This is a genomic window from Microbacterium sp. SW12 (genome assembly GCF_055391095.1).
Genome location: NZ_AP024335.1, coordinates 1468257 through 1489710 on the forward strand (window position 1 = coordinate 1468257; position 21454 = coordinate 1489710).

21 protein-coding genes, 1 tRNA gene and 2 pseudogenes are annotated in these 21454 nt (G+C 64.8%); 5 read left to right on the forward strand and 19 right to left on the reverse strand.

Annotated elements, in window-relative coordinates:
* Window positions 1-7: 7 nt before the first annotated feature.
* On the forward strand, window positions 8-1558 hold the full coding sequence (gene lnt / locus MICSW_RS07405) for an apolipoprotein N-acyltransferase (protein ID WP_292732669.1): 1551 nt from the start codon (window positions 8-10) through the stop codon (window positions 1556-1558).
* 72 nt (window positions 1559-1630) lie between these two features.
* Here the strand turns inward: lnt and MICSW_RS07410 are convergent, their stop codons facing one another.
* The 4 genes from MICSW_RS07410 to MICSW_RS07425 form a co-directional block, all read right to left on the reverse strand.
* Window positions 1631-2014, reverse strand: coding sequence for an RNA polymerase-binding protein RbpA (locus MICSW_RS07410; protein WP_292710486.1), 384 nt, complete (start codon window positions 2012-2014; stop codon window positions 1631-1633).
* A 154-nt stretch (window positions 2015-2168) separates the two neighbouring features.
* The gene (locus MICSW_RS07415) at window positions 2169-2957 is read right to left on the reverse strand and encodes a glycerophosphodiester phosphodiesterase family protein (RefSeq protein WP_464498180.1); all 789 of its coding nucleotides are present in this window, start codon (window positions 2955-2957) and stop codon (window positions 2169-2171) included.
* A complete protein-coding gene (locus tag MICSW_RS07420; protein ID WP_292726001.1) occupies window positions 2954-3883 on the reverse strand; it encodes an SPFH domain-containing protein in 930 nt (309 codons plus the stop codon). Before MICSW_RS07420 ends, MICSW_RS07415 begins: the two co-directional genes overlap by 4 nt.
* The gene (locus MICSW_RS07425) at window positions 3876-4373 is read right to left on the reverse strand and encodes an NfeD family protein (RefSeq protein ID WP_292726002.1); all 498 of its coding nucleotides are present in this window, start codon (window positions 4371-4373) and stop codon (window positions 3876-3878) included. The genes MICSW_RS07420 and MICSW_RS07425 overlap by 8 nt, the downstream gene beginning before the upstream one ends.
* Before the next feature lie 101 nt (window positions 4374-4474).
* Between MICSW_RS07425 and MICSW_RS07430 the strand changes: the two genes are divergently transcribed.
* On the forward strand, window positions 4475-5275 hold the full coding sequence (locus tag MICSW_RS07430) for an SDR family oxidoreductase (protein WP_375237044.1): 801 nt from the start codon (window positions 4475-4477) through the stop codon (window positions 5273-5275).
* A 71-nt stretch (window positions 5276-5346) separates the two neighbouring features.
* Here MICSW_RS07430 and MICSW_RS07435 read toward each other — a convergent pair whose 3' ends face one another.
* The 5 genes from MICSW_RS07435 to MICSW_RS07455 form a co-directional block, all read right to left on the reverse strand.
* Window positions 5347-5907 (reverse strand): HdeD family acid-resistance protein, encoded by a 561-nt coding sequence (locus MICSW_RS07435; protein ID WP_464498184.1) that lies wholly within the window; start codon window positions 5905-5907, stop codon window positions 5347-5349.
* Between the two features lie 99 nt (window positions 5908-6006).
* Window positions 6007-6927, reverse strand: a complete 921-nt coding sequence (locus MICSW_RS07440) for an AEC family transporter (protein WP_464498187.1) — start codon at window positions 6925-6927, stop codon at window positions 6007-6009.
* A 68-nt stretch (window positions 6928-6995) separates the two neighbouring features.
* Window positions 6996-7637: a hypothetical protein gene (locus MICSW_RS07445; protein WP_464498190.1), complete on the reverse strand. Its 642-nt coding sequence runs from the start codon at window positions 7635-7637 to the stop codon at window positions 6996-6998.
* Window positions 7638-7886: 249 nt separating this feature from the next.
* On the reverse strand, window positions 7887-8894 hold the full coding sequence (locus tag MICSW_RS07450; protein ID WP_464498192.1) for a hypothetical protein: 1008 nt from the start codon (window positions 8892-8894) through the stop codon (window positions 7887-7889).
* Window positions 8895-9060: 166 nt separating this feature from the next.
* On the reverse strand, window positions 9061-9660 hold the full coding sequence (locus tag MICSW_RS07455) for an RNA polymerase sigma factor (protein ID WP_464498194.1): 600 nt from the start codon (window positions 9658-9660) through the stop codon (window positions 9061-9063).
* Between the two features lie 276 nt (window positions 9661-9936).
* Here MICSW_RS07455 and MICSW_RS07460 point away from each other — a divergent pair, with 276 nt between their 5' ends.
* Window positions 9937-11283, forward strand: coding sequence for a D-alanyl-D-alanine carboxypeptidase family protein (locus MICSW_RS07460; RefSeq protein WP_464498196.1), 1347 nt, complete (start codon window positions 9937-9939; stop codon window positions 11281-11283).
* A gap of 33 nt (window positions 11284-11316) precedes the next feature.
* Here MICSW_RS07460 and MICSW_RS07465 read toward each other — a convergent pair whose 3' ends face one another.
* The 6 genes and pseudogenes from MICSW_RS07465 to polA form a co-directional block, all read right to left on the reverse strand.
* Window positions 11317-11580 (reverse strand): DUF6458 family protein, encoded by a 264-nt coding sequence (locus tag MICSW_RS07465; RefSeq protein WP_228178693.1) that lies wholly within the window; start codon window positions 11578-11580, stop codon window positions 11317-11319.
* Between the two features lie 121 nt (window positions 11581-11701).
* On the reverse strand, window positions 11702-11869 hold the full coding sequence (locus MICSW_RS07470) for a hypothetical protein (RefSeq protein WP_464498199.1): 168 nt from the start codon (window positions 11867-11869) through the stop codon (window positions 11702-11704).
* A 32-nt stretch (window positions 11870-11901) separates the two neighbouring features.
* Complete coding sequence (locus tag MICSW_RS07475; protein ID WP_464498201.1) at window positions 11902-12666, reverse strand: SGNH/GDSL hydrolase family protein; 765 nt, start codon at window positions 12664-12666, stop codon at window positions 11902-11904.
* A 4-nt stretch (window positions 12667-12670) separates the two neighbouring features.
* Window positions 12671-13734, reverse strand: a pseudogene (locus tag MICSW_RS07480) (LLM class flavin-dependent oxidoreductase).
* 60 nt (window positions 13735-13794) lie between these two features.
* Complete coding sequence (locus MICSW_RS07485; RefSeq protein ID WP_292732688.1) at window positions 13795-15468, reverse strand: DUF885 domain-containing protein; 1674 nt, start codon at window positions 15466-15468, stop codon at window positions 13795-13797.
* Between the two features lie 27 nt (window positions 15469-15495).
* Window positions 15496-18144, reverse strand: a complete 2649-nt coding sequence (gene polA, locus MICSW_RS07490) for a DNA polymerase I (RefSeq protein WP_347424793.1) — start codon at window positions 18142-18144, stop codon at window positions 15496-15498.
* Between the two features lie 49 nt (window positions 18145-18193).
* Here polA and MICSW_RS07495 point away from each other — a divergent pair, with 49 nt between their 5' ends.
* Window positions 18194-18649: a hotdog fold thioesterase gene (locus tag MICSW_RS07495; protein WP_228178699.1), complete on the forward strand. Its 456-nt coding sequence runs from the start codon at window positions 18194-18196 to the stop codon at window positions 18647-18649.
* 64 nt (window positions 18650-18713) lie between these two features.
* On the opposite strand, the gene MICSW_RS07500 is transcribed toward MICSW_RS07495, so the two are convergent.
* On the reverse strand, window positions 18714-19334 hold the full coding sequence (locus MICSW_RS07500; protein ID WP_228178700.1) for an ANTAR domain-containing response regulator: 621 nt from the start codon (window positions 19332-19334) through the stop codon (window positions 18714-18716).
* Between the two features lie 38 nt (window positions 19335-19372).
* On the opposite strand from MICSW_RS07500, the gene MICSW_RS07505 reads away from it, so the two are divergent.
* A tRNA-Leu gene (locus MICSW_RS07505) sits at window positions 19373-19455 on the forward strand.
* Between the two features lie 86 nt (window positions 19456-19541).
* On the opposite strand, the gene MICSW_RS07510 is transcribed toward MICSW_RS07505, so the two are convergent.
* The 3 genes and pseudogenes from MICSW_RS07510 to pyk all read right to left on the reverse strand — a co-directional run bounded on the left by MICSW_RS07510 (window position 19542) and on the right by pyk (window position 21453).
* On the reverse strand, window positions 19542-19802 hold the full coding sequence (locus MICSW_RS07510) for an SHOCT domain-containing protein (RefSeq protein ID WP_464498208.1): 261 nt from the start codon (window positions 19800-19802) through the stop codon (window positions 19542-19544).
* Window positions 19793-19894 (reverse strand): annotated as a pseudogene (locus tag MICSW_RS07515) (hypothetical protein); the annotation flags it as partial. The gene MICSW_RS07510 and the pseudogene MICSW_RS07515, both read right to left, overlap by 10 nt.
* A gap of 110 nt (window positions 19895-20004) precedes the next feature.
* Window positions 20005-21453, reverse strand: coding sequence for a pyruvate kinase (pyk, locus tag MICSW_RS07520; RefSeq protein WP_464498211.1), 1449 nt, complete (start codon window positions 21451-21453; stop codon window positions 20005-20007).
* Between the last annotated feature and the right edge of the window lies 1 nt (window position 21454).

Below are 21454 nucleotides of genomic sequence, written 5' to 3' on the forward strand. Positions count from 1 at the left end.
GGTCCTCATGCCCGAACCGTCGAGCGCCACGCAGAGCCGTACCACCGGTGTCCGTGCGCTGTTGCCCTTGTGGGCTGCGGTATTGGTGGCAGTTGCTGCCGGGCTCATCCTCGATCTGGCGTACCCGTCGGTGGGCTGGTGGCCGTTGGCTTTCGTCGGTGTCGGACTCTCGCTTGTGGCGCTCATTGGGCGCAGCGCCTGGGGCGCGCTGCTGGTCGGGTTCATCTTCGGGATCACGTTCTATCTCGTCCACATCGTGTGGCTGAACCGCTACCTCGGCGTCATCCCGTGGTTCGCCCTGGCGGTCGCGGCCACCATCTACGTCGCGCTCGGCTCCGTGCTCATCGCGTTGGCATACCGGTGGATGCCGAGAGCAGCCCCCGGTCGGTGGGCTCAGCTCGTCCTGACACCGCTGCTGATAGCCGGGCTGTGGACACTGCGGGAACTCGTGACCGGATCCTGGCCCTACACAGGGTTCCCGTGGGCGCGGATCGGGATGAGTCAATCCGAGAGCCCCCTTTCACACCTGACCTCGTGGATCGGCGTGACGGGCCTGTCGTTCCTGATGGTCGCCTTCACCGCCGGGACCATCGAGTGGCTGCGACTGCGCCAGTGGTCGGATGTGCGCACGGCGCTGCCGGTCGCAGGGCTGGGGATCGCCCTGCTCGTCACGCCGCAGTTCCCGACCACCCCGGCGGGCACGATGACCGTGGGAAGTGTGCAGGGCAACGGTCCCTCCGGATACTTTGACGCGCGACAGCGAAACGACATCCTGAACGCGCAGCTGTCGGCATCCACTGACCTGATCGGTCAGGACATGGATGTGCTGCTGTGGCCCGAAGGCGGGATCGACTCGGATCCGATGACCAACGCGACGACTGCGGCGGTTCTGGACGGACTGTCGGAGGCGGCGGATGCTCCGCTTCTTGTCAACGCCGCAACAACGCGGGGCGACCTGACCTACAACACCTCGATGCTGTGGGAAGCGGGGGAGGGCGCCGTGCAGTATCACGACAAGACTCACCCGGTTCCCTTCGGCGAGTACGTGCCCGACCGGTGGTTCTACGAGATGATCGTTCCCGATCTGATCGGGCTCATCGGCCGGGAGTACACACCAGGATCCAATCCGCCGTACGTCGATATCGATGGCACCGGGGTGGGGCTCGCTATCTGTTTCGACGTGATCTATGACGACGTCATCCATGAAGGCGCGCGAGACGGCGCCGAGGTCTACATGTTCCAGACCAACAACGCCGACTTCCGCAACACCGACGAGAACCTGCAGCAACTCGCTTTCGCGCGCACGCGCGCTATCGAGACCGGTCGTTCGGTCGTGAACATCTCGACAGTCGGCACGAGCCAGGTGATCGGCCCCGACGGTGCGACGATCGATTCTCTTCCCGCCGATGAGGCCGGAGCGATGCTCACCGACGTTCCGCTGCGGACCGGCCTGACCCCGAGCATCGTGATCGGCGGCTCACTGGGCATGGCGATCGCGATTCTTAGCATTGCCGGTCTGATCGCCAGCGGAGTCGTCGCGAGCCGCCGCCGGACATGAAACGGGACCGATCCGTGATCGGACCGGTCCCGTTTGTTGCACCGCTTCGTAAGCCGTCGCGGTGGGCGTCTGTCAGGCGCTGAGCTTGTCGACCGTGACGTCGTCGCCGGCGCCTCGGCGTGAGCGAACGAAGGCGAGGCGCTCTTCGAGCAGCTCCTCGAGCTCCGGGATCGTGCGACGCTCGAGAAGCATGTCCCAGTGCGAGCGGGGGGCTTTGACGTCGCCGTGGTCGACGGTGACGGTCTCGCCGTCGACCCGCAGCAAAGCCTCGGCGCCGCAGGTGCGGCATTCCCAGGTCTCGGGGACCTCGGCGTCTGCCGCGAAGGTCATGGTGGTGTCACGTCCACAAGACGTGCAGGAGTAGGTGAATTGTGCCCGCTCATGAAATACGACGCCGTCCTCGCTCTGTAGGCTGGAGGCGCCGAGTCGCATGCCGCGGAGGCTGCGGTCTGCCATTGTGTGGTCCTCTCGTCGCTGTTCAGGTATAACGCTCTCAGCTGGGCAGATCATCCATGCCGACCCGCAGATGAGAGCATTCTCAGCCGATCTTCAGCGGGGGAGGAATAGGCGCAACGCCGACCTGGGGTGCGGCGCCGTCAGCGCCGCCGAATCAGGGGTGGCCCAGCGCGGGTCCGAGAGTCGTGAGCGCGACGTCTACGCGATCTGTGACGATGCCGTCGACGCCCATGCCGACAAGCCGGCTCATGTCTGCGGGATCGTTCACTGTCCATACGTGGACTTCGACCCCGTGACGGTGAGCGGCTTCAAGCAGCCGTGGCGTCACCACCCGCACCGGTCCCTGACGCTCCGGGACCTGCAGTGCGTCGATGCCCGCGAGCGAGGATGCGACCAGCCGCGGCGACCGCGCGACGAGGCCCCAGAGCAGCCGGGCGATGGTCTCGCGACCCGCCGATGTTGCAGGTGCCGCCGCGCCGGTGGGTGCGTGACGAGCTGCGGATGCTACGGCTGCGCGGCGGCGGGTGTCCGCAAAACTCGTCAGGAGCACGCGCTCACCATGACCGGCCACGAGCATGCCGACGGCGTCAGCAGCGCCGGGCGCCTTCACGTCGAGGTTGAACCTCACGGTCGGGAAGTCCTCGAGCGCGGTGCGCAACGTGATCAGTCCGCCGCGATCTGCCATCAAGTCAGTCAACTCTGAAAGCTCGACGTCAACGACACGTCGAGGATCGCCCGTCACCCGACGAAGATCCGCGTCATGGAACAGCACGACCTCGCCGTCCCGGGTGAGATGACAGTCGGACTCGACGTAGGTCGCGCCAGCGCGCTTCGCCGCGGCAACCGATGCGTAGGAGTTCTCCGCAATCGCTTCGTCAACCGTCAGCCCCCGGTGCGCAAGGACGCGCGGGTATGGCGCGTCGACGAAGTACGGGTGGGTCACGCCTGCTCGTCAGGTGCAGACTTTGCGGCCTCCCGCGCCCCGAACGCACCGGACACACCCTTGAGTGCCTCGGTGAACTCGCTCGGAATGATCCAGAGCTTGCTCGACGCGCTGTCGCTGATCTTCGGAAGCGTCTGCAGGTACTGGTAGGCGAGCAGCTTGTCATCCGGATTGCCCTCGTGGATGGCGTTGAACACCGTGGCAATCGCCTCAGCTTCACCCTGCGCACGCAGGATCTGGCCCTGCTTTTCGCCCTCGGCGCGCAGGATCTCGGCCTGACGTGCGCCCTCAGCCTGCAGGATGGCCGACTGCTTCGTGCCCTCTGCGGTGAGGATCGCCGCACGACGGTCTCGCTCGGCGCGCATCTGCTTCTCCATGGAGTCCTGGATGGACACCGGGGGATCGATGGCCTTCAACTCCACCCGCGACACTCGGATTCCCCACTTGCCCGTCGCTTCGTCCAGAACGACCCGCAGCTTCGTGTTGATTTCGTCGCGACTGGTCAGTGCCTCCTCGAGGTTCAAGCCACCGACGACGTTTCGCAACGTCGTCGTCGTGAGCTGCTCGACTGCGCCCAGATAGTTCGCGATCTCGTAAGTGGCCGCACGGGCGTCAGTCACCTGGAAGTAGACGACCGTGTCGATCGAGACGACGAGGTTGTCTTCCGTGATGACCGGCTGCGGGGGGAACGAGACGACCTGCTCGCGCATGTCGATCAACGGCCGAACGCGGTCGATGAACGGGACGAGGAGGTTCAAGCCGGGGGAGAGGGTCTTGTGATAGCGGCCGAGGCGCTCTACGACGCCGGCTGTGGCCTGCGGAATGATCCGGATCGATCGGAAGATCACCACGACCACGAAGATCGCAATGACAAGCAGCAGGACGATGACAAAGATCTGTCCCGCGAACGCGCCGATGTCAATCATGTTCCACGGTCCTTTCTGTCGATGGCCGGGGCTCCGGAGCTACTTCGACGGCGGCGCCTCGCACTGCAATGACGCTGACGGACTGTCCAACGCTCGCCTCGGCATCCGTGACGCCCGCGCTCAGTCGTGCCGTCCACGTCTCGCCGTTGTCGAGCTTCACCTCACCCGCACCCTGCACGAACGCGCGGGTCACGCGCGCCGGCATCCCGACGAGTGCATCGACGTTCGTGAGGACGACGGGCGAACTTCGATGCAGCGCCCGCAGCAGGAGTGGGCGAATCGTGAACAGGAGAAGCGCTGATGCGATCGCGGCGAGGCCGATTTGCAGCCACCACGGGCCGCCCAGCAAGTTCGTTCCCAGGCCCCCGATGAGAGTTCCGGCGGCGAGCATGAGGAATGTGAACTCAAGGGTGAGCAGTTCGATGATCACGAACAGGACTGCCAGAGCGAGCCAGAGGATCCACAGATACTGCGTGAGATCGGGCAACATCCGAGTCTCCTTCCTCTTGGACTGACCCTATCAACGCAGGGCGCGCAGCGGACCGGTTGGTAGGGTCGGTACGCGCGCCATTCCGGTGCCGCCCCCGGCCGATGCGCCACCGTGCAACAGGAGCAACAGTGACCGACATTTCCACCCCGATCGCCCCCGGAACCCTGCGCGGCAAGACCGCACTGGTGACCGGCTCGTCGCGCGGAATCGGTGCCGACACCGTCCGCTATCTCGCAGCCGCGGGGGCCAACGTCGTCATCAACTTCCGCAACAAGGCTCCCCGCGCTGAGAAGCTTGCCGCTGAGGTGCGGGAGCTGGGTGTCGACGCTCTCGTCGTGGGAGCGGACCTCACCGATCCAGAGTCGGTCGCGGCAATGTTCGCTGCCGTCGAGGAGGCCTTCGGAGGCCTGGACATCCTCGTCCTGAACGCATCCGGTGGCATGGAATCAGGAATGGCGGAAGATTACGCCCTGCTGCTGAACCGAGACGCTCAGGTCAGCGTGCTTGAGACGGCAGTGCCGCTTCTTCGGGGCGACGCACGGGTGGTCTTCGTGACCAGCCACCAGGCGCACTTCATCCGAACGACCCCGACCATGCCCGAATATGAGCCGGTCGCGCTGTCCAAGCGTGCCGGCGAGGATGCGCTTCGCGAGCGGGTGCCCGCGCTCCTCGAACGCGGCATCGGGTTCGTCGTCGTCTCCGGCGACATGATCGAAGGAACCATCACCGCAACGTTGCTGGAGCGTGCGAACCCCGGAGCTATCGCGTCGCGTCGCGAATCAGCCGGCAAGCTCTACAACGTTTCGGAGTTCGCTGCCGAGGTCGCACAGGCCGCTGTGGACCCGATCCCCGCGGACAACACGCGGCTCGTCGGCGACACGAGCTCTTTTGTGGGGGAGTAGTCCGCACTGCATCCATTCACAGCAGAAGGCCCCGGGAAATCCCCCGGAGCCTTCTTCTGTGATGTGTCTTGTCAGACGCTCTTCTTACCGAACGTGAACGCGCGCACGATCTGGATGATGCCGAGCACGACGAGAGAGATCCCGAGCAGCCACCAGAGCACGACCGCGCCCCACAGCGGCGAGAACAGCAGCACGACACCGGCGACGATGCTGATGATCGCGAAGAAGATCGTCCAGCCCTTGGATGCTGCGTCACCCAGCGTGGTCAGGGAGACGACACCTTCGACGATCCACATGATGCCGACCAGGATGCCGAGGAAGACGGCGAACCAGCCGGTTGTGGCTGCGAGGTTGAAGAAGGCGAAGATACCAGCGGCGATGAACACGACGCCGAGGATGATGTGGCCAACGCGAGACCATCCACCCATCGACTTCGAGAAAATGCCGAGGCCGCCGTAGACCAGTCCGCCGACGATGGCGTAGATGGCGATGATCGCGGTCACGACCATGGCCGTGCGGCCCGGCCAGACGAGGATCAGGATTCCGACGATGAGCGAGAGGACACCGGCGATGCCGAGCGCCGTGCGGACGCCGTTGATGGCCTCCTTGGCGACGGAGCTTTCGGTTGACATGGCGTTCCCTTTCTGGGAGTTAGCTGAGAGCTTGCGTTCTCAGCGTAGCGTTCTTCCGGCCGGACTTCGGGGGAGTGGGAGGGGCATGTCGGCCCGAGATCACCCGAAAAGGACGAGCGCGCCGATCAGCACCGGGATGCACCCGATTGTTGTGAGGAAGACAGTGTCGCGCGCGACGGTTTCCGCGACGCCGAAGCGCTGAGCGAAGTTGAAGACATTCTGTGCGGTCGGGAGGCTTGCCAGGACGACCACGGTGAGCGTTTCGGGCGCCGGCAATCTGAACACGATGCTCGCAAGCACCCAGGCCAGCACCGGCATCAGTATCAGCTTGAACGCGGTAGCCAGGATCACCTCGCGGCGGTGACCGCCGGCGGCGAGAACCCGCTGGCCATGGAGAGACATCCCGTAGCTCAGAAGGAGCACCGGGACGCATGCTGCGGCGAGGAAGTGTAAAGGCTCCGTGACGAGTGACGGGAGCTGAAGCCCCGTCGCCGCCACGATCGTTCCGGCCACCGATCCGATCACGACCGGGTTCGTCACAGTGCGTAGCGCGATCTTTCCGAAGTTCCGAGTCTGCGCGGTGACGCTTTCGAGGATCGCCATCGAGATCGGTACGAGGACAAGCAGTTGGAACAAGATGACGGGTGCCGGGAACGCGGCCGATCCCAGGAGATAGAGCGACAGGGGGATCCCGATGTTGTTGGAGTTCACCTGACCGGCCGCGAGCGCGCCGATGAGCGTGTCTCCCACGGGCCGTCGCCACAACAGGCGGGAGATCGTTGCGTAGAGGCCGATGACGATGATCGCCGTGATCGCCGAGACCGGGAGAAGTGCCGAAAACAGGGTTGCGATATCGGCTTCGGAGAGGACCACAAACAGCAGCACGGGGGAGAGGACGAAAAACACCAGTCGTCCCAGAACCGGGCCGGCTTGCGGGCCGAGGAGGTTGATCCGGCCGATCACGTATCCGACGGCGATCGCGAGGCCGATAACCGCGAACCCGGTGGCGGCGTTCAGCACGAAAGGTCCGGAGCTCGCATCGTTCCACGCTACCGCCGCCGTTCGCGAGCACCAGTCACGCGGCCGCGTCAGGACTGACCGGAACGAAAGATCTGGACACTTGAGGCGCGGCCGCGCTCGCTGAGGACGAGTGCGAGAACACCGAGTCCGATCGTGCTGGCAAGGTTCGATAGTGCGCCGAGGAGTGTCGCGACGTCGGCCAGCGCCTGCTGCGGGAGTGCGAGGGTCGCGAACATGGCCTGGGTGATGACGCCCACAAGGACGCTCAGACCGAGCACCCAGAGCGGCGCCCACCGCCACGGAGACGGAACGATGCGGGTCCGCGCGATCTGGACGGTTGCGATGATGCCGGCGGCGAGCGGCATCAGCAGATGGAGGTAGCCGAAGACGACGTACGTCGGCGGAACCGAATCTGGAGTAGCGAAGCCGCCGCTCGGCGTCAGCGCGTCGAAGACGATGCGGGCGGCGACCTGCCACCAGGCGAGGATCAGGATCGCGACGAGGCCCAACGGCCTGCGCGCTACGACGCTTTCGTATCGCGTGCGTCCCACTGCGAACACTGTCACGCCAACGCTCCACGTGAGTTCGGCGATCACAGCAAGCGCGGGAGTCAGTGAGGAACCCAGCGCGATCTCGCGCATCATGACAAGCACTCCGGAGAGGATGAGTGCGCTGCCACCGATTGTCCACGTCAGGTTTCGTCGCAGCATCCGTCGAGCCTAACCAGACGGCGTTCACGACGACGGACGGCCCCGTACAGTCGATCCCGAGAGCAGTATCCGATAATGCACATTATGTCAGTGCGCTCGAGCTCGCGGCACTGGATCACTCCCCGCACTCAGCGCTCGTCACTTCTATTCGTATGCGACACGAGCCACGTAAGCTCGACCTGGTAGGTGGCGGGAAGTGTGAGGTCTGACGGAACAACGGGCCGTGGGCTGGACGCCTCGAGCACTGGACTACCCTTGATTGGCGCCGCAGACGGACACATCGGTCGGTGCTGCGTCGACGATCTCCGTCGTCACAGCGGTCCATCCCACAACCGTGCCAGCGGGCAGACCAGGATCAACGTCGGTAACGCCGAATCCCTCCAGAGCGACGAGCCGCTCGCCGATGAACTGCCCTGTTGCGGGATCGATGATGATCTCTTGGCGGAAAGCGTTGTTGCTCTCGTCTCGACCAATGGCAGTGCCCATAGTCCCGTCGAGGGTCGCTTGCTCGTCTGTGATGTAGACGCCGGGGATCAGCGCGGCCGCTTTGTACATAGCGGCGCGGTACTCCGCGGGCACCGCACCGTATCGGAGGGTGTCTGCGATCCATACGAGGGCTTCTCCGTCGCGGGAGGGACCTTGCCCGTCTGTGAAGCGGTAGATCTCGGCGAGCAGCTCGCCCGGTTCCAGCGGAAGCTGCGAGAAGTCTTTGCTTAGCCCACTCGGCGTCAAGTATCCGCCCAACCAGGTGCTGACCTCGATCTGCCCGTCTGGTAGTTCGTACTCGAGGTTCCCGCCCGGCAGCTCAATGAGGTTTCCTGTCGGCCCCTCTCGGTTTGAGGGGTCCTGCTGCGCGGCCCGCTCTGAATCTGCGCCGAAGGTTTGCGCCACGCTCCCCCGGCACTGGATTAGCCACCAAGTGTCGTTCCGATCCGCAGGCTGGAACATTTCCAGCAGCTCTCGTCGCAAGTAGAACTGAGCGTGCACCGAACTGAGGTCCGCCACCCCGTTGACGCGGGCAGCATCCACGTCCTCTTGCAGCCATGTTTGTGTCACGTAGACGGCGTCGTTGCGCACGCGAAGGTATTGGCCTGGCGTGAGCTGAGGATCAGTCGCTTCGAGGGCGGCGATGGCCGCGGCGTTGAGCACGGCTGCGGCTGCTGAATCGGCGCCGCCACGCCAACTGCCGAGTCCCAGGAGGTTGCCGCCGATGAGTGCGATCGTCAGCGCGCCGGCGCCGAGGACGGAGAATCTCATCCATACAGCGGAGCGCCCTCGTCGGCGGCGCACCGGTGCCGCCATCGGCGCGAAAGATGTTTCATCCCCCACAGTTGTAGATAACGCGTACGGCGTTTCCGCCTCGATCTGAGCAAACAGCGCCGCGCGGCCCTCAGCAACCCCCTCTGGAGTGCGTTCGGGTACGTCAGTCCGTGCTCGGCGCAGGAGCGAGATTTCGTCCATGGCTCTGTTCCTTCTCTTGGCGTGAAAACGGTTCGATCGCAGCGCGCAGCTTGCGTCGCGCGCGGTTCAGTCGTGAACGGACGGTGCCGACCGGGATGCTCAACGCTCGGCTGATGCCTTCGTAGTCGAGATCGCCGAATGTCTGCAGCAGGAGGACATCGCGGTCGCCGGGGGGTAATCGAACCAGTGCTTTACCGAGTCGGCGCGCGAGACGATTGGCATCGAGCCGGGAGTCAGCGGCCTCAATCTGGTCGATGTCGGTGCGTGCCAGGTCCGACGCGAGCATTCCCCGCCACGCGCGCGCTTCTGTTCGCGCGAAGCGGCGCATCAGAGTAGTGGCGATGCCAAGCAACCACGACCGCGCATCGTCGCTGCCCGTGAAGTCTCGCCGGCGCGCGAAAGCGACGAGAAATGTCTCCGAGGCAATGTCATCGGCCTCGGACGCTCCTAGACGTCGGGCTGCGTAGCGGTAGATGACGCGCTCGTGTCTGTCATACAGCGCGGCGAACGCCTCTGGCTGCTCGATGGACCGCCGGATCAGCTCGCCGTCAGAGGTAGTCACACTCAGTATTGTCCGATTTCGCGAATCGAGTTCACGGGAATCGCAGGGCCGACACCCTGCCGTAGTGCATGGAGGTGCTTCCAGCCCTGGACAGACAGTGCGGTGCCCGCTCGAGATCGAACGGCGGCACAGGTTCGTGATTCGGCTTTCGCGGGGTTAGCCTCGACCTATCGGGTGTGGTGCATGACGCGGAGGGGCGTGTCGGATGCGGGGTTGTTTCGTTTCGGTGAGCCGTGCGTGGCGCCCGCACTCTGAAGAGTTCAGAGGGGCGGAGTCATGACCGCTACTCCCCCGGACGGCGACGATCAGGTGACGATCACCGACCTGATGACTCCCGACCCGGAGGACGATGCGTTCGTCGTCACCTCCGGATCGTCGCGTGGGCTGAAGATCGCCGGGCTGATCATCGGAATCGTCATGGTTCTCTCGCTCGTGGTTACGGGCGGCTACGTCGCGTGGGCGCTGAACGCGCCCCTGCCTGCCGCGACGCTGGAGTGGCAGACACCGACCGTCGAAACGCCCATCGCGGCCCAGATTTCAGTCCCATCATTCGGTGCTGCCGCGCTGAGCGTCTCAGGTGCAGACATCTACCTCGGCGACGGCGCGAGCGGAATCTGGCAGACATCCGGTCCGCAGGATCCCCAGGTCATGGCGAGCATCAGCAAGATCATCACCGCCCTCGTGGTGCTTGAGAAGTACCCGCTAGCCGACGCATCCGATCCCGGCCCGACGATCACCTTCTCAAAGGCTGACCACGACCTCTACGACCAGTACTACGTGCGTGGCGCAACGATCGCGGCGATGCCGACGGGGACCAGGATGTCGCTGCACGACGCCCTGGCCACGATGCTGATTCCCTCAGCGAGCAACTACGCCGAGGCGATCAGCAGGTGGGCCTTCGGCTCGATCTCCGGGTTCCGTGCGGCGGCACGCGACTGGCTCCAGGCGCATGGTCTGGCGGGCACCACGGTGGTCGAGCCGACAGGCCTGGACTCCGAGAATGTGAGCACGCCGACGGATCTGGTCGCGATCGCCAAACTTGCGGCTGCAAACCCGACGATCGCTGCGATCGTGGGAACACCGTCGCTCACGATCCCCGGGCCCGGGTCCCTGCAGAACACGAACGCGTTGCTGGGCGTCGACGGCGTCACGGGTATGAAGACCGGAAACCTCGGGTACGGCACCTATGCATTCCTGTTCACAGCCGGTATGGACATCGAAGGCATGCACCTCGATGTCACAGGCGCAATCCAGGGTGGTGCGACACGGGAGTCTGTCAACGCGGATGTGCTCCGCATGATCGACAGCATCCGTCGCGGCTTCCACGATGTTCCGGTCGCACTCGCGGGTGACCACATCGGCACGGTCACGGCACCGTGGGGTGGAACCACCGAGGTCGTTGTCTCCCGCGACGTCGATATCTTCACCTGGTCCGACACACCGATTTCCGTGGAGGTCACCATGGCTGACCCGACGGAGTTCGCGACGGGCGACGTCGTCGGTCAGATCGTCTGGACCGCCGGTCCTCACACGGAGAGCGCCGACCTCATCGTGACCGAGTCAATTGCCCCTCCCACTGACTGGTGGCGACTGACGCACCCCGCGGAGCTGATCGGGCGCTAACCCTCTAGGAGCCTGTCGCGCAGCTCCCCAGGATCAGAGGCCCGCGCCGTCGTCGGTCGTGCTCGTGCTGCGGCGATCCACGCGCTCCTGCGTTGCGGGGTCGACGCTCGACCGAGTCACAGTTTCGGTCTGGCGGCGCCGCGCCAACAGAATGATCCCGAACAGGAACACGAGAACACCGGCGCCCATCAGGATGTAGCCGACGAGGTCAAGGTTGATCCACTCGACCTCGACGTTTACGGCGAAAGCCAAGATCGCGCCGATCACGAACAGCACGATTCCGGTACCAATACTCATGGAGCGTCCCTTTCGTCAGTGCGGCAGAAGCCGCATCCGACACCTTGGTGGACGCACCGCACGGCCGGAAGCGCCTTGACACTAGATTCCGGATGTGGCATATGGCCGCATCCGGGCGGAGTCACATGAACCAGCCGCTGTTGCGCACGGTTCTGTCTTGGAACTGATGCTGAGCCGCGGCACGCGCTCGCTCAACAGCTTCCTGCGCTTCGCGGCCCTCTTTCGCCTCGGAGAACGAGACGGGCTTACGGACAAAGAGGCGAGTCACCCGGTTCCAGAACGTCATCATCGCCACCCCCTTGTGCCCCACGATAGACCAGCTCACGCCGCTTCGGGCTCGATCGTCACCCAATCTCCGAACTTCGGTACCCGGCCATCACCCGATGACGTGCCCGTCAGCCGTCGACGAACCCACGGACCGACGTGCGCGCGATAGTAGGCCAATCCTCGAACGGCGTCGGCGGTGGACTGCTCGGGCATCGACCACCACTCCCCTGGTGCGGGATGACCCAGGGCGCCAAGGAGGCGCGCAGCCACCCGGTGATGCCCGCGGGAGTTCATGTGCAGCCTGTCCGCAGACCAGAACGACGGATGCGATAACTCGCGATCCGGCCAGTTGAGAGCCCGGACGACATCGGGACGGTCGGCGATTCGGGCCACGACCGCGCGCGAGAGATCGTCTCCCCGGCGTTGGATGAGCGAACGGAACGGCAGCTGAGCGGACGGATTCGCGCCCGACAGGAGAACCAGGCGAACGTTTTCCTCATCGCACCGGCGCAGCACGGTGCTGAAAGCATCCGCGATGCTCGCGATCGTCGTGCGGGGCCGCAGCATGTCGTTGCCGCCGCCGTTGAACGAGAGGTGCGTCGGTCGAAGAGCCAGCGCCGGCTCCAGTTGCTCTTCGACGATCGGCCACGCAAGCTTGCCGCGGATAGCAAGGTTCGCGTACGAAATCGGAGCGCCGAGCGCGTTCGCCCAGCCGAGAGCGGTGAGGTCCGCCCATCCGCGCACAGTGCCATCAGGCAGCTCGTCGCCGACGCCTTCGGAAAAGGAGTCACCGATGGCGACATAGCGGATCTCGTGCACTCCCCTAGCCTACGGTCGCTTCGTCGCGCTGTGTCTCCGCGCCTTCTGCGATCATCTCGCGCGCCATCGGGATGACCTTCGTGCCGTACAGCTCGATCGAGCGCATCAGCTTGTCGTGCCCGAGTGTGCCGTTCGAGTACTTCAGATCGAACCGGTCAATGCCGAGCGCCAAGACAGTGTCGGCGATCTTGCGTGCCACCCGATCGGGAGATCCGGAATAGACCGCTCCCCCGGCTCCGACATCGTGCTGAAACCGCATGCGGCTATAGGGCGGCCACCCACGTTCGGCTCCGATGCGGTTATTCATCGCTTCGAACGCGGGTAGGCCTGTTCCCACGCCTGCTCATCGGTATCGGCGATATGACCCGGCGAGTGGACACCGACGGGCCTGCGATCGTGCCCAAAGGAGGCCAGCGACCGGTGGAAGAGCTCGACGTAGGGTGCGAAGCGCTCAGCCGGCCCGCCGATGATCGCGAGCATGAGGCCGAAGCCGTACCGCGCTGTCCGGACGACGGACTCCGGTGATCCGCCGACACCAACCCAGGTCGTGAGGCCGGAGCCCTCGGTCTTCGGGTAGACGTCCGCGTTCGTGAGCGCGGCGCGGGTCGTGCCCGACCACGTGACCGGGCGCTCCTGGCGCAAGAGAGAAAACAGTTCGAGCTTCTCCTCGAAGAGGGCCTCATAATCCTTCAGGTCGTACCCGAACAGGGGGAAAGACTCGATGAAGGAACCCCGGCCCAGTACCACCTCGGCACGCCCGTTCGAGATGGCATCCAGGGTCGCGAACCGCTCGTAGACCCGCACCGGATCGTCTGAAGACAGAACGGTCACGGCAGTGCCGAGATGGATGTCGCGGGTTCGGCCAGCGATGGCCGCGAGCACCATCTCGGGGCTCGACACTGCAAAATCGGGGCGGTGGTGCTCCCCCACCCCGATGAACGAGATGCCGAGCTCGTCGGCCAGGACAGCCTGCTCGACGAGATTTCGCAGCGTCTGTGCATCCGAGAGGGGCGCTCCGCTCTCATCAACAGTGACATCACCGAAGGTATCGAGACCGAACTGAATCATGACGGCATCCTTTCCATGCACTTGCATAGAACCATACGATTCCGGTCCCTATTCCGATCCTCAGGTCAGCAACGCCGCACGCAGCGTATCGAGCCCGACGCCACCGATGTCGAGCGCGCGCTTGTGGAAGGCCTTGATGTCGAAAGCATCACCCTGCTGCTCGGCAACCGTGTCGCGCAGTTGCTCCCAGATTCGCTGGCCGACCTTGTAGGACGGTGCTTGGCCCGGCCAGCCCAGGTAGCGGTTCACCTCGAACTGAATGAACTCATCCGACATGTTCACGTTGCGGCGCATGAAGGCGAGAGCGTAGTCGTGGTCCCACACGCCGTCGCCGTCCAAGCGGGGCTTGCCGAGGTGCACACCGATGTCCAACACGACGCGCGCCGCGCGCATCCGCTGGCCATCGAGCATGCCGAGCCGGTCGGCGGGGTCATCTAGGTAGCCGAGCTGCTCCATGAGTCTCTCGGCGTAGAGCGCCCACCCCTCGGCGTGGCCCGAGGTGCCGGCCAGCAGACGCCGCCACGAGTTGAGCTGTGCCCGGTTGTAGACGGCCTGCGCGATCTGCAGGTGGTGACCGGGAACGCCCTCGTGGTAAACGGTCGTCAGCTCCCGCCACGTGTCGAACTCCTCGACACCCTCGGGCACTGACCACCACATGCGCCCGGGGCGTGAGAAGTCGTCGGTCGGGCCGGTGTAATAGATCCCGCCCTCCTTGGTGGGCGCGATCATGCACTCGAGCGTGCGGATCGGCTCGGGAATGTCGAAGTGCGTCTCCCCGAGCTCCGCCACGGCATGATCGCTCGTCTGCTGCATCCATCTCTGCAGCGCTTCCGTCCCGTGGAGTTTTCGCGCAGCATCCTTCTCGAGAAACGCGACAGCCTCTTCGACGCTGGCTCCGGTGAGGATCTCGTCGGCGATCTCTTCCTGCTCGGCTACCATGCGCGCGAGCTCTTCGATCCCCCACTCGTAGGTTTCGTCGAGGTCGATGGTCGCGCCGAGGAAGCGCCGTGAATGCAGCGCGTACAGGTCCCGGCCGACGCCATCCTGTTCCGGAGCGACCGGCGCAACCTCGCCGGCAAGCACGTCGGCGAGCTCCTCGTACGCCACGCGGGCAGCACCGGCTGCGTCGGACAATTCGCGCGCGAGGGATGCCGGAAGCTGCCCGTCGGAGGGCGCTGCCTCAGCGGCGAACTCCGCGAAGAAGCCACGGTCACTCGTGTACCGGCCGATCTGCGTCACGACCTCGCGCACCTGCCGCTGTGCAGGGACAACCCCTGCCGACACGCCGGCGCGGAGCGTTTCGACGTAGCCGCGCACCGCCTCTGGCACCGCTCCCAGTCGCGTCGCGATGACCGACCATTCGTCGGCGGTGTCGGTGGGCATGAGATCGAAGACCGCGCGGATGTCCTGCGGCGGCGAGGCGATCACGTTCAGGTCGCGAAGATGCCACTGGGCGTCGTGGAGCTCAAGGTCGAGTTCCAGCTCGCGGGTGAGGTCTGCTTTCGTGACTCTGTCGATGTCGTCAACAGGCTCTTCGGCGCGAAGCGCGGCAAGCGTCTTGCGGGCTTCGACGGCGAGTGCGTCAGCGCCGGCGGGCGAGTAGTCGCCGTAGCGTGCATTGTGCTCAGAGCGACCGATGTAGGTGGCGAGAGTGGGGACACGCTCCGCGAGCGTGTCGACCCACGCATCTGCGATCGCGTCGATGGGCGTGGCAGATCGAGGAGCTTCAGTCATGCGTTCGAGCCTAGCCAGAACAGGCGGTCAGTGCCCGGCAAGATTCCAGTCGCCGCCGCGGCCGACTTCGACATCCAGCGGTACGGAGAGTGTCGCCGCGTCAGCCATTCTCTGCCTGACGATCTCTTCAGCCCGGTCCCACTCCCCCGGCGCGACCTCGACCACGAGTTCGTCGTGGATCTGCAGCAGCACCCGCGAACGTAGATCGCTGTCGCGGAGGTCCTGGTGGATGCGGAACAGCGCGATCTTCATGATGTCGGCAGCGCTGCCCTGGATGGGAGCATTGAGCGCAGCGCGCTCGGCGTTCTCGCGCAGAACCCGGTTGGGGCTGGTGAGGTCAGGGAAGGGGCGACGACGGCCGAAAATCGTCTCGGTGTACCCGTCGATCCGCGCCTTCTCGACGGACGCTCGGAGGTAGTCGCGCACCGCACCGAATCGCGCGAAGTACTCCATCATGAGCTGTTTGGCCTCGGCCTGTTCGATGCGAAGCTGCTTGGACAGCCCGAAGGCTGAAAGGCCGTAGACGAGGCCGTACGACATGGCCTTGACCTTCGTCCGCATCTGTGGAGTGACATCGCCGGGGTCCACACCGAACACGCGCGCGCCCACGAAGCGGTGCAGGTCCTCACCGGAGTTGAAGGCCTCGATAAGCCCGGGGTCCTCCGACAGGTGCGCCATGATGCGCATTTCGATCTGCGAGTAGTCAGCGGTCAGGAGGGTGTCGTAGCCGTCACCGACGACGAAGGCCGAACGGATGCGTCGACTGTCCTCGGTCCGAATCGGAATGTTCTGCAGGTTGGGGTCGGTGCTCGAGAGGCGCCCCGTCTGGCTTCCCGTCTGCACGTAGGTGGTGTGAATGCGACCGTCGGCGCCGATCGCGGCATCCAGCGACTCGATGATCTGCCGGAGCTTCGTCGCTTCGCGATGTTGGAGAAGCAGACCGAGGAACGGATGCGGATTGGTCTCTTGCAGATCGGCCAGGACCGCGGCATCCGTCGAATACCCGGTCTTGGTCTTGCGCGTCTTGGGGAGCCCGAGTTCTTCGAACAGCACCTCTTGGAGCTGCTTCGGGGAACCCAGGTTCACCTCGCGACCGATCGTCTCGAACGCCTCGGCGGCAATCGCGTCGGCGCGGGTGCCGAGTTCTGCCGAGAACCCGGCGAGCGTCTCGTGCGAGACCGCCACCCCGTCCAGCTCCATGTCGACGAGTGCGTCGAGCGTCGGAAGCTCGATCTCGCGGAGCACGCCGGCGAGGTCGTCCGGCAGTTCAGCCCGCAGCGCGTCTGCGACTCGCAGCGTGAACCATGACAGCTGTCCGGGAGTGGCCCCTTCGGTCTCGGGAATCAGCTGCGTCGGATCGGCCTCGGGGAGCTTTTCTCCCAGGTATCGGTCGACGAGATCTCCGAGTGTTTTGTCGGGGAAGCTCGGACGAAGAAGCCACCCGGCCAGCGCAGTGTCGAACGCGACTCCCCCCACGGTGATGCCCGCCCGGCGCAACATCTTGATCTGCGGCTTGGCGTCGGCGAACACCTTCGGGCTATCGGACGAGAACCATGCCGAGAGGCGCGCTGCGGACTCGCTCGTCCAGCTCGTCTCGACGACGTCGCTTTCGCGCGCGAACCCGAGGCGGGCGGGGAGGGATGCGGAACTCGCGGCACCTGCGCCGGGAACGACGGTGACCGCGACCTCGCCCTCGCCCCCTGCCAGCCAAGCAGCCACAGCGTCAGCGTCCACCTCTGTGGCTGCGGGGAGTTGCACCGCCGGCGCCGAATCCGCGGGTTCCTCGCCACCCAAAGCATCGAAGACTCGGGGCAGCAGGGTACGAAACTCCAAGCGCGCGAAGATGTCGCGAATGCCCTGTGCGTCCATGCCGGTGACAGCGAGCTCGTCGGGGCCGACCGGCAGTTCGACGTCGCGCAACAACCGATTCAGCGCCCGGTTGCGCTTGACGTCATCGAGGTGCTCCCGCAGGTTGTTGCCCACCACTCCCGTGACACGGTCGGCGTTCTCGAGCAGCTCGTCGAGGGTGCCGAACTGGGTGAGCCACTTCACCGCGGTCTTCTCCCCCACCTTCGGGACGCCGGGAAGGTTGTCGCTGGTCTCGCCGACCAGAGCCGCGATGTCAGGGTATTGCTCAGGGGAGACGCCGTAACGCTCGCGCACGGCTTCGGGGTCGTACCGCTTGAGCTGGGACACTCCCTGCACGCTCGGGTAGAGGAGTGTGATGCGCTCATCAACGAGCTGGATCGTGTCGCGGTCGCCTGAGCAGACCAGCACGGTGTAGCCGGCCTCGGCGCCGCGGGTGGCGAGCGTGGCGAGGATGTCGTCGGCTTCGATGTCTTCTTGCTGGAGCACCGTGATGTTCATGGCACGCAGGCAGTCCTGCAGCAGAGGGATCTGCCCCTGGAACTCCTTGGGCGTCTCGGCGCGATTGGCCTTGTATTCCGCATACTCACGGGTACGGAACGACTGGCGCGAGGTGTCGAAGGCGACGGCGACGTGCGTGGGCTTTTCGGCTTTCAGCAGGTTTACGAACATCGACAGGAAACCGTAGATCCCGTTGGTGTGCTGCCCGTCTTTGGTTGTGAAGTTCTCGACGGGGAGGGCGAAAAACGCCCGAAAGGCCAGCGAATGGCCGTCGACGACCAGGAGGGTAGGCTTCGAGGAGTCCGTCACTCTGTCAGCCTACCCACGGCTTCCGACAGCACTTCTCCCGAGGGTGGTCATGAGCACGCAGCATCCGGCTAATGTCAACGGTATGGAGTGGGCGGCGCAGCGCGGCATGGGGACTCTCGCCCAAAAAATGGGCATGCAGTTCGTCGAGTTCACCGTGGAGCGTTCCGTTGCGACGATGCCCGTGGAGGGCAACACGCAGCCTGTCGGCCTCATGCATGGTGGCGCGTACGTCGTTCTCGGCGAATCGCTGGGATCGATGTCCGCGAACCTCTGGGCGGGCCCCGGACGCCTCGCGGTCGGGGTCGACATCAACGCAACGCACACGCGGTCCGCGCGCTCGGGTCTCGTGACCGGCGTGTGCACGCCCGTGCATCTGGGCCGCAGCATGACCGTTCACGAGATCGTGGTGTCCGACGATGAGGGCCGTCGTTGCTCCACAATTCGGATCACGAACCTCATCAAGGATGTGCCGCTCCCCGAGGAACTCACGCGCCCTGAGGCGTGAACCAGCGTCGCGCGCTCGTCGACTCTGCGCGTGAGCGAATGCCCGGGCTGAGCGGGCCGGGGTGTCAGGCCTTCTTCGGCGCCAGCTGCTCGATGATCGCCTTCGCGACGTCTTGCATGGTGAGGCGGCGGTCCATCGAGGCCTTCTGAATCCACCGGAATGCCTCAGGCTCGGAGAGGCCCATCTTCTCGTTCAGCAGGCCCTTGGCCCGATCCACGAGCTTGCGCGTCTCGAACCGCTCGACCATGTCGGCAACTTCTGCCTCGAGCGTGAGGATCTGCTCGTGCCGGGCAAGAGCGATTTCGATCGCGGGAAGGAGGTCGTTCGGGGTGAAGGGCTTCACGACATACGCGAGGGCACCAGCTTCGCTGGCTCGCTCGACGAGTTCCTTCTGGCTGAACGCCGTCAGGAGCACGACCGGAGCGATGTTGTTCTTGTTGAGCTTCTCGGCGGCTGAGATGCCGTCGAGCTGTGGCATCTTGACGTCCATGATGACAAGGTCTGGGCGTAGCTCCGTGGCCAGCTGAACCGCGCTCTCGCCGTCGCCGGCTTCGCCTACGACATCGAAGCCGTTGTCGCGAAGGATTTCGACGATGTCGAGCCGGATGAGGGACTCATCTTCGGCGACGACGACACGACGGGGGGTCCGGGCGGCGGACGTAGCGGCCTGCTCTTGCTCTGTCACCTTTGAATCCTACGGTATGGTCAATGCGGACGTGCCAGGCCGGTGTGGCGGAATGGCAGACGCGACCGACTCAAAATCGGTTGCCCGAAAGGGCGTGTGGGTTCGACTCCCACCACCGGCACGTGAGAAGAGCCGCGACCCGCCAGGGGTGCGGCTCTTCTCACGTCTCGATCGTGCGGCTTGGGAAGAGCGCACGGTGGGCGCGGCTCAGGCGCCGAAGAACTGGTTCCCGAGTGCCTTGCTCTTGAGCGCGTCGAATTCGCCCTGCGAGATTGTGCCGGCATCCAGGAGCGCTTTGGCGCGCTCGATCTCGGCAGTCGGGTTCGCGGCAAAGCGGCGGGACGATACTCGTCGGTCTCGGGAACCACCCCGCGACGGATGCTCGCGCGAGCGGCCATCCCGCGTCCTCGCGCGATCACGTAGACCAGAGCCGTCAGGAACGGCACGAGCACCAGGAAGATGATCCACAGCGCCTTCCAGCCGCCTGCCAGAGTGTGGTCGCGGAAGAGATCGATGATGATCAGCGCCACGACGTAGATGTAGGCGGCGATGTAGAACATCACGAGCGCGAACTAGAAAATGTCCCAGATGCCGAGCACGGCTACCTCCGAATGCGAAACGGTCGCGCTCAGCATAGTGCCGAGCGCGACCGTGTCGTGCGAAGCGAGTGTCAGCCCGCGTTCTGGTACGCGGGCGCTTTGCCGTGCACCGCATCCCCCACATTGTGAATGCGGATGTCGTTGGTCGTGCCTTCGATTCCGGGAGGCGAACCCGAGATCACGACAACCTTGTCTCCGACCTTGGCCAGGTCGTTCGCAAGCAGGTAGTCATCCACCTGCAGGAACATCCGGTCGGTGTGTGACACGTGTTCGACGAGGGTCGACTGGATGCCCCAGGTGACCGCCATACGACGGCGGATCGCCGGGTCTGGGGCGAAGGCTAGCATGGGGATCTTCGGTCGCAGCCGCGACAGGCGGCGGGCTGAGTTGCCCGACTCCGTGAACACGCACAGGAACTTGGCCTCCACGAAGTCGGCAACTTCGTTGGCGGCGAGCGTGATGATGCCACCCTGGGTGCGCGGTTTGGTGTGGATAGGCGCGATGCGCTCAAGGCCGTGCTCTTCGGTCGACTCGATGATGCGAGCCATGGTCTGTACGACGACCACGGGGTACTCCCCCACGCTGGTCTCGCCCGAAAGCATCACCGCGTCGGCTCCATCGAGGACGGCGTTGGCGACATCGCTCGTTTCAGCGCGCGTGGGAACCGGGTTGTTGATCATCGACTCGAGCATCTGCGTGGCGACGATGACCGGCTTGGCCATCGCGCGGCACAGCTCGACTGCGCGCTTCTGCACAATCGGTACGGCCTCCAGCGGAAGCTCCACGCCGAGGTCGCCACGGGCGACCATGATGCCGTCGAAGGCGTCGATGATCTCCTCGAGGTTGTCGACGGCCTGCGGCTTCTCGATCTTGGCGATAACCGGAACCCGGCGGCCCTCCTCGGCCATGATCACGTGAACACGCTGGACGTCCTTGGCATTCCGGACGAACGACAGGGCGATCAGGTCGGCGCCGGTGCGCAGACCCCAGCGGAGGTCAGCCTCGTCTTTGTCGGAGAGGGCGGGAACGTTGACCGCGACCCCGGGAAGGTTGATGCCCTTGTTGTTGGACACCGGGCCGCCGACGATGACTTCGGTCGTGACGACCGTGCCGTCGGTCTCGACGACCTTGACGCGAACCTTGCCGTCGTCGATGAGGAGGAAGTCTCCCGGCTTCACGTCGGCAGGAAGACCCTTGAACGTCGTTGAGACGATCTCTTTCGTGCCGAGGATGTCCTCGGTCGTGATCTTGAAGATGTCGCCGACCGCGAGGTCGTGGGGTCCGTTCTCGAACTTGCCTAGGCGAATCTTTGGTCCCTGCAGGTCGACGAGAACCGCGACGGCGCGCTGTGCGTCGTCGGCAGCCTTGCGGACATTGGCGAAATTGTTCTCGTGAACCGAGTAGTCGCCGTGGGAGAGGTTGAAGCGGGCCACGTCAACACCGGCATCGATGATGGCGCGAACCATCTCGTATGTCGAGGTTGCCGGGCCCAAGGTTGCGACGATCTTCGCGCGTCTCATC

Coding starts and splice junctions, on each gene's coding strand:
- lnt (WP_292732669.1), top strand. CDS start 8: ATGCCCGAACCGTCGAGCGCCACGCAGAGCCGTACCACCGGTGTCCGT.
- MICSW_RS07410 (WP_292710486.1), bottom strand. CDS start 2,014: ATGGCAGACCGCAGCCTCCGCGGCATGCGACTCGGCGCCTCCAGCCTA.
- MICSW_RS07420 (WP_292726001.1), bottom strand. CDS start 3,883: ATGATTGACATCGGCGCGTTCGCGGGACAGATCTTTGTCATCGTCCTG.
- MICSW_RS07425 (WP_292726002.1), bottom strand. CDS start 4,373: ATGTTGCCCGATCTCACGCAGTATCTGTGGATCCTCTGGCTCGCTCTG.
- MICSW_RS07430 (WP_375237044.1), top strand. CDS start 4,475: ATGCGCCACCGTGCAACAGGAGCAACAGTGACCGACATTTCCACCCCG.
- MICSW_RS07435 (WP_464498184.1), bottom strand. CDS start 5,907: ATGTCAACCGAAAGCTCCGTCGCCAAGGAGGCCATCAACGGCGTCCGC.
- MICSW_RS07445 (WP_464498190.1), bottom strand. CDS start 7,637: ATGCTGCGACGAAACCTGACGTGGACAATCGGTGGCAGCGCACTCATC.
- MICSW_RS07450 (WP_464498192.1), bottom strand. CDS start 8,894: ATGAGATTCTCCGTCCTCGGCGCCGGCGCGCTGACGATCGCACTCATC.
- MICSW_RS07460 (WP_464498196.1), top strand. CDS start 9,937: ATGACCGCTACTCCCCCGGACGGCGACGATCAGGTGACGATCACCGAC.
- MICSW_RS07465 (WP_228178693.1), bottom strand. CDS start 11,580: ATGAGTATTGGTACCGGAATCGTGCTGTTCGTGATCGGCGCGATCTTG.
- MICSW_RS07470 (WP_464498199.1), bottom strand. CDS start 11,869: ATGATGACGTTCTGGAACCGGGTGACTCGCCTCTTTGTCCGTAAGCCC.
- MICSW_RS07485 (WP_292732688.1), bottom strand. CDS start 15,468: ATGACTGAAGCTCCTCGATCTGCCACGCCCATCGACGCGATCGCAGAT.
- MICSW_RS07495 (WP_228178699.1), top strand. CDS start 18,194: ATGAGCACGCAGCATCCGGCTAATGTCAACGGTATGGAGTGGGCGGCG.
- pyk (WP_464498211.1), bottom strand. CDS start 21,453: ATGAGACGCGCGAAGATCGTCGCAACCTTGGGCCCGGCAACCTCGACA.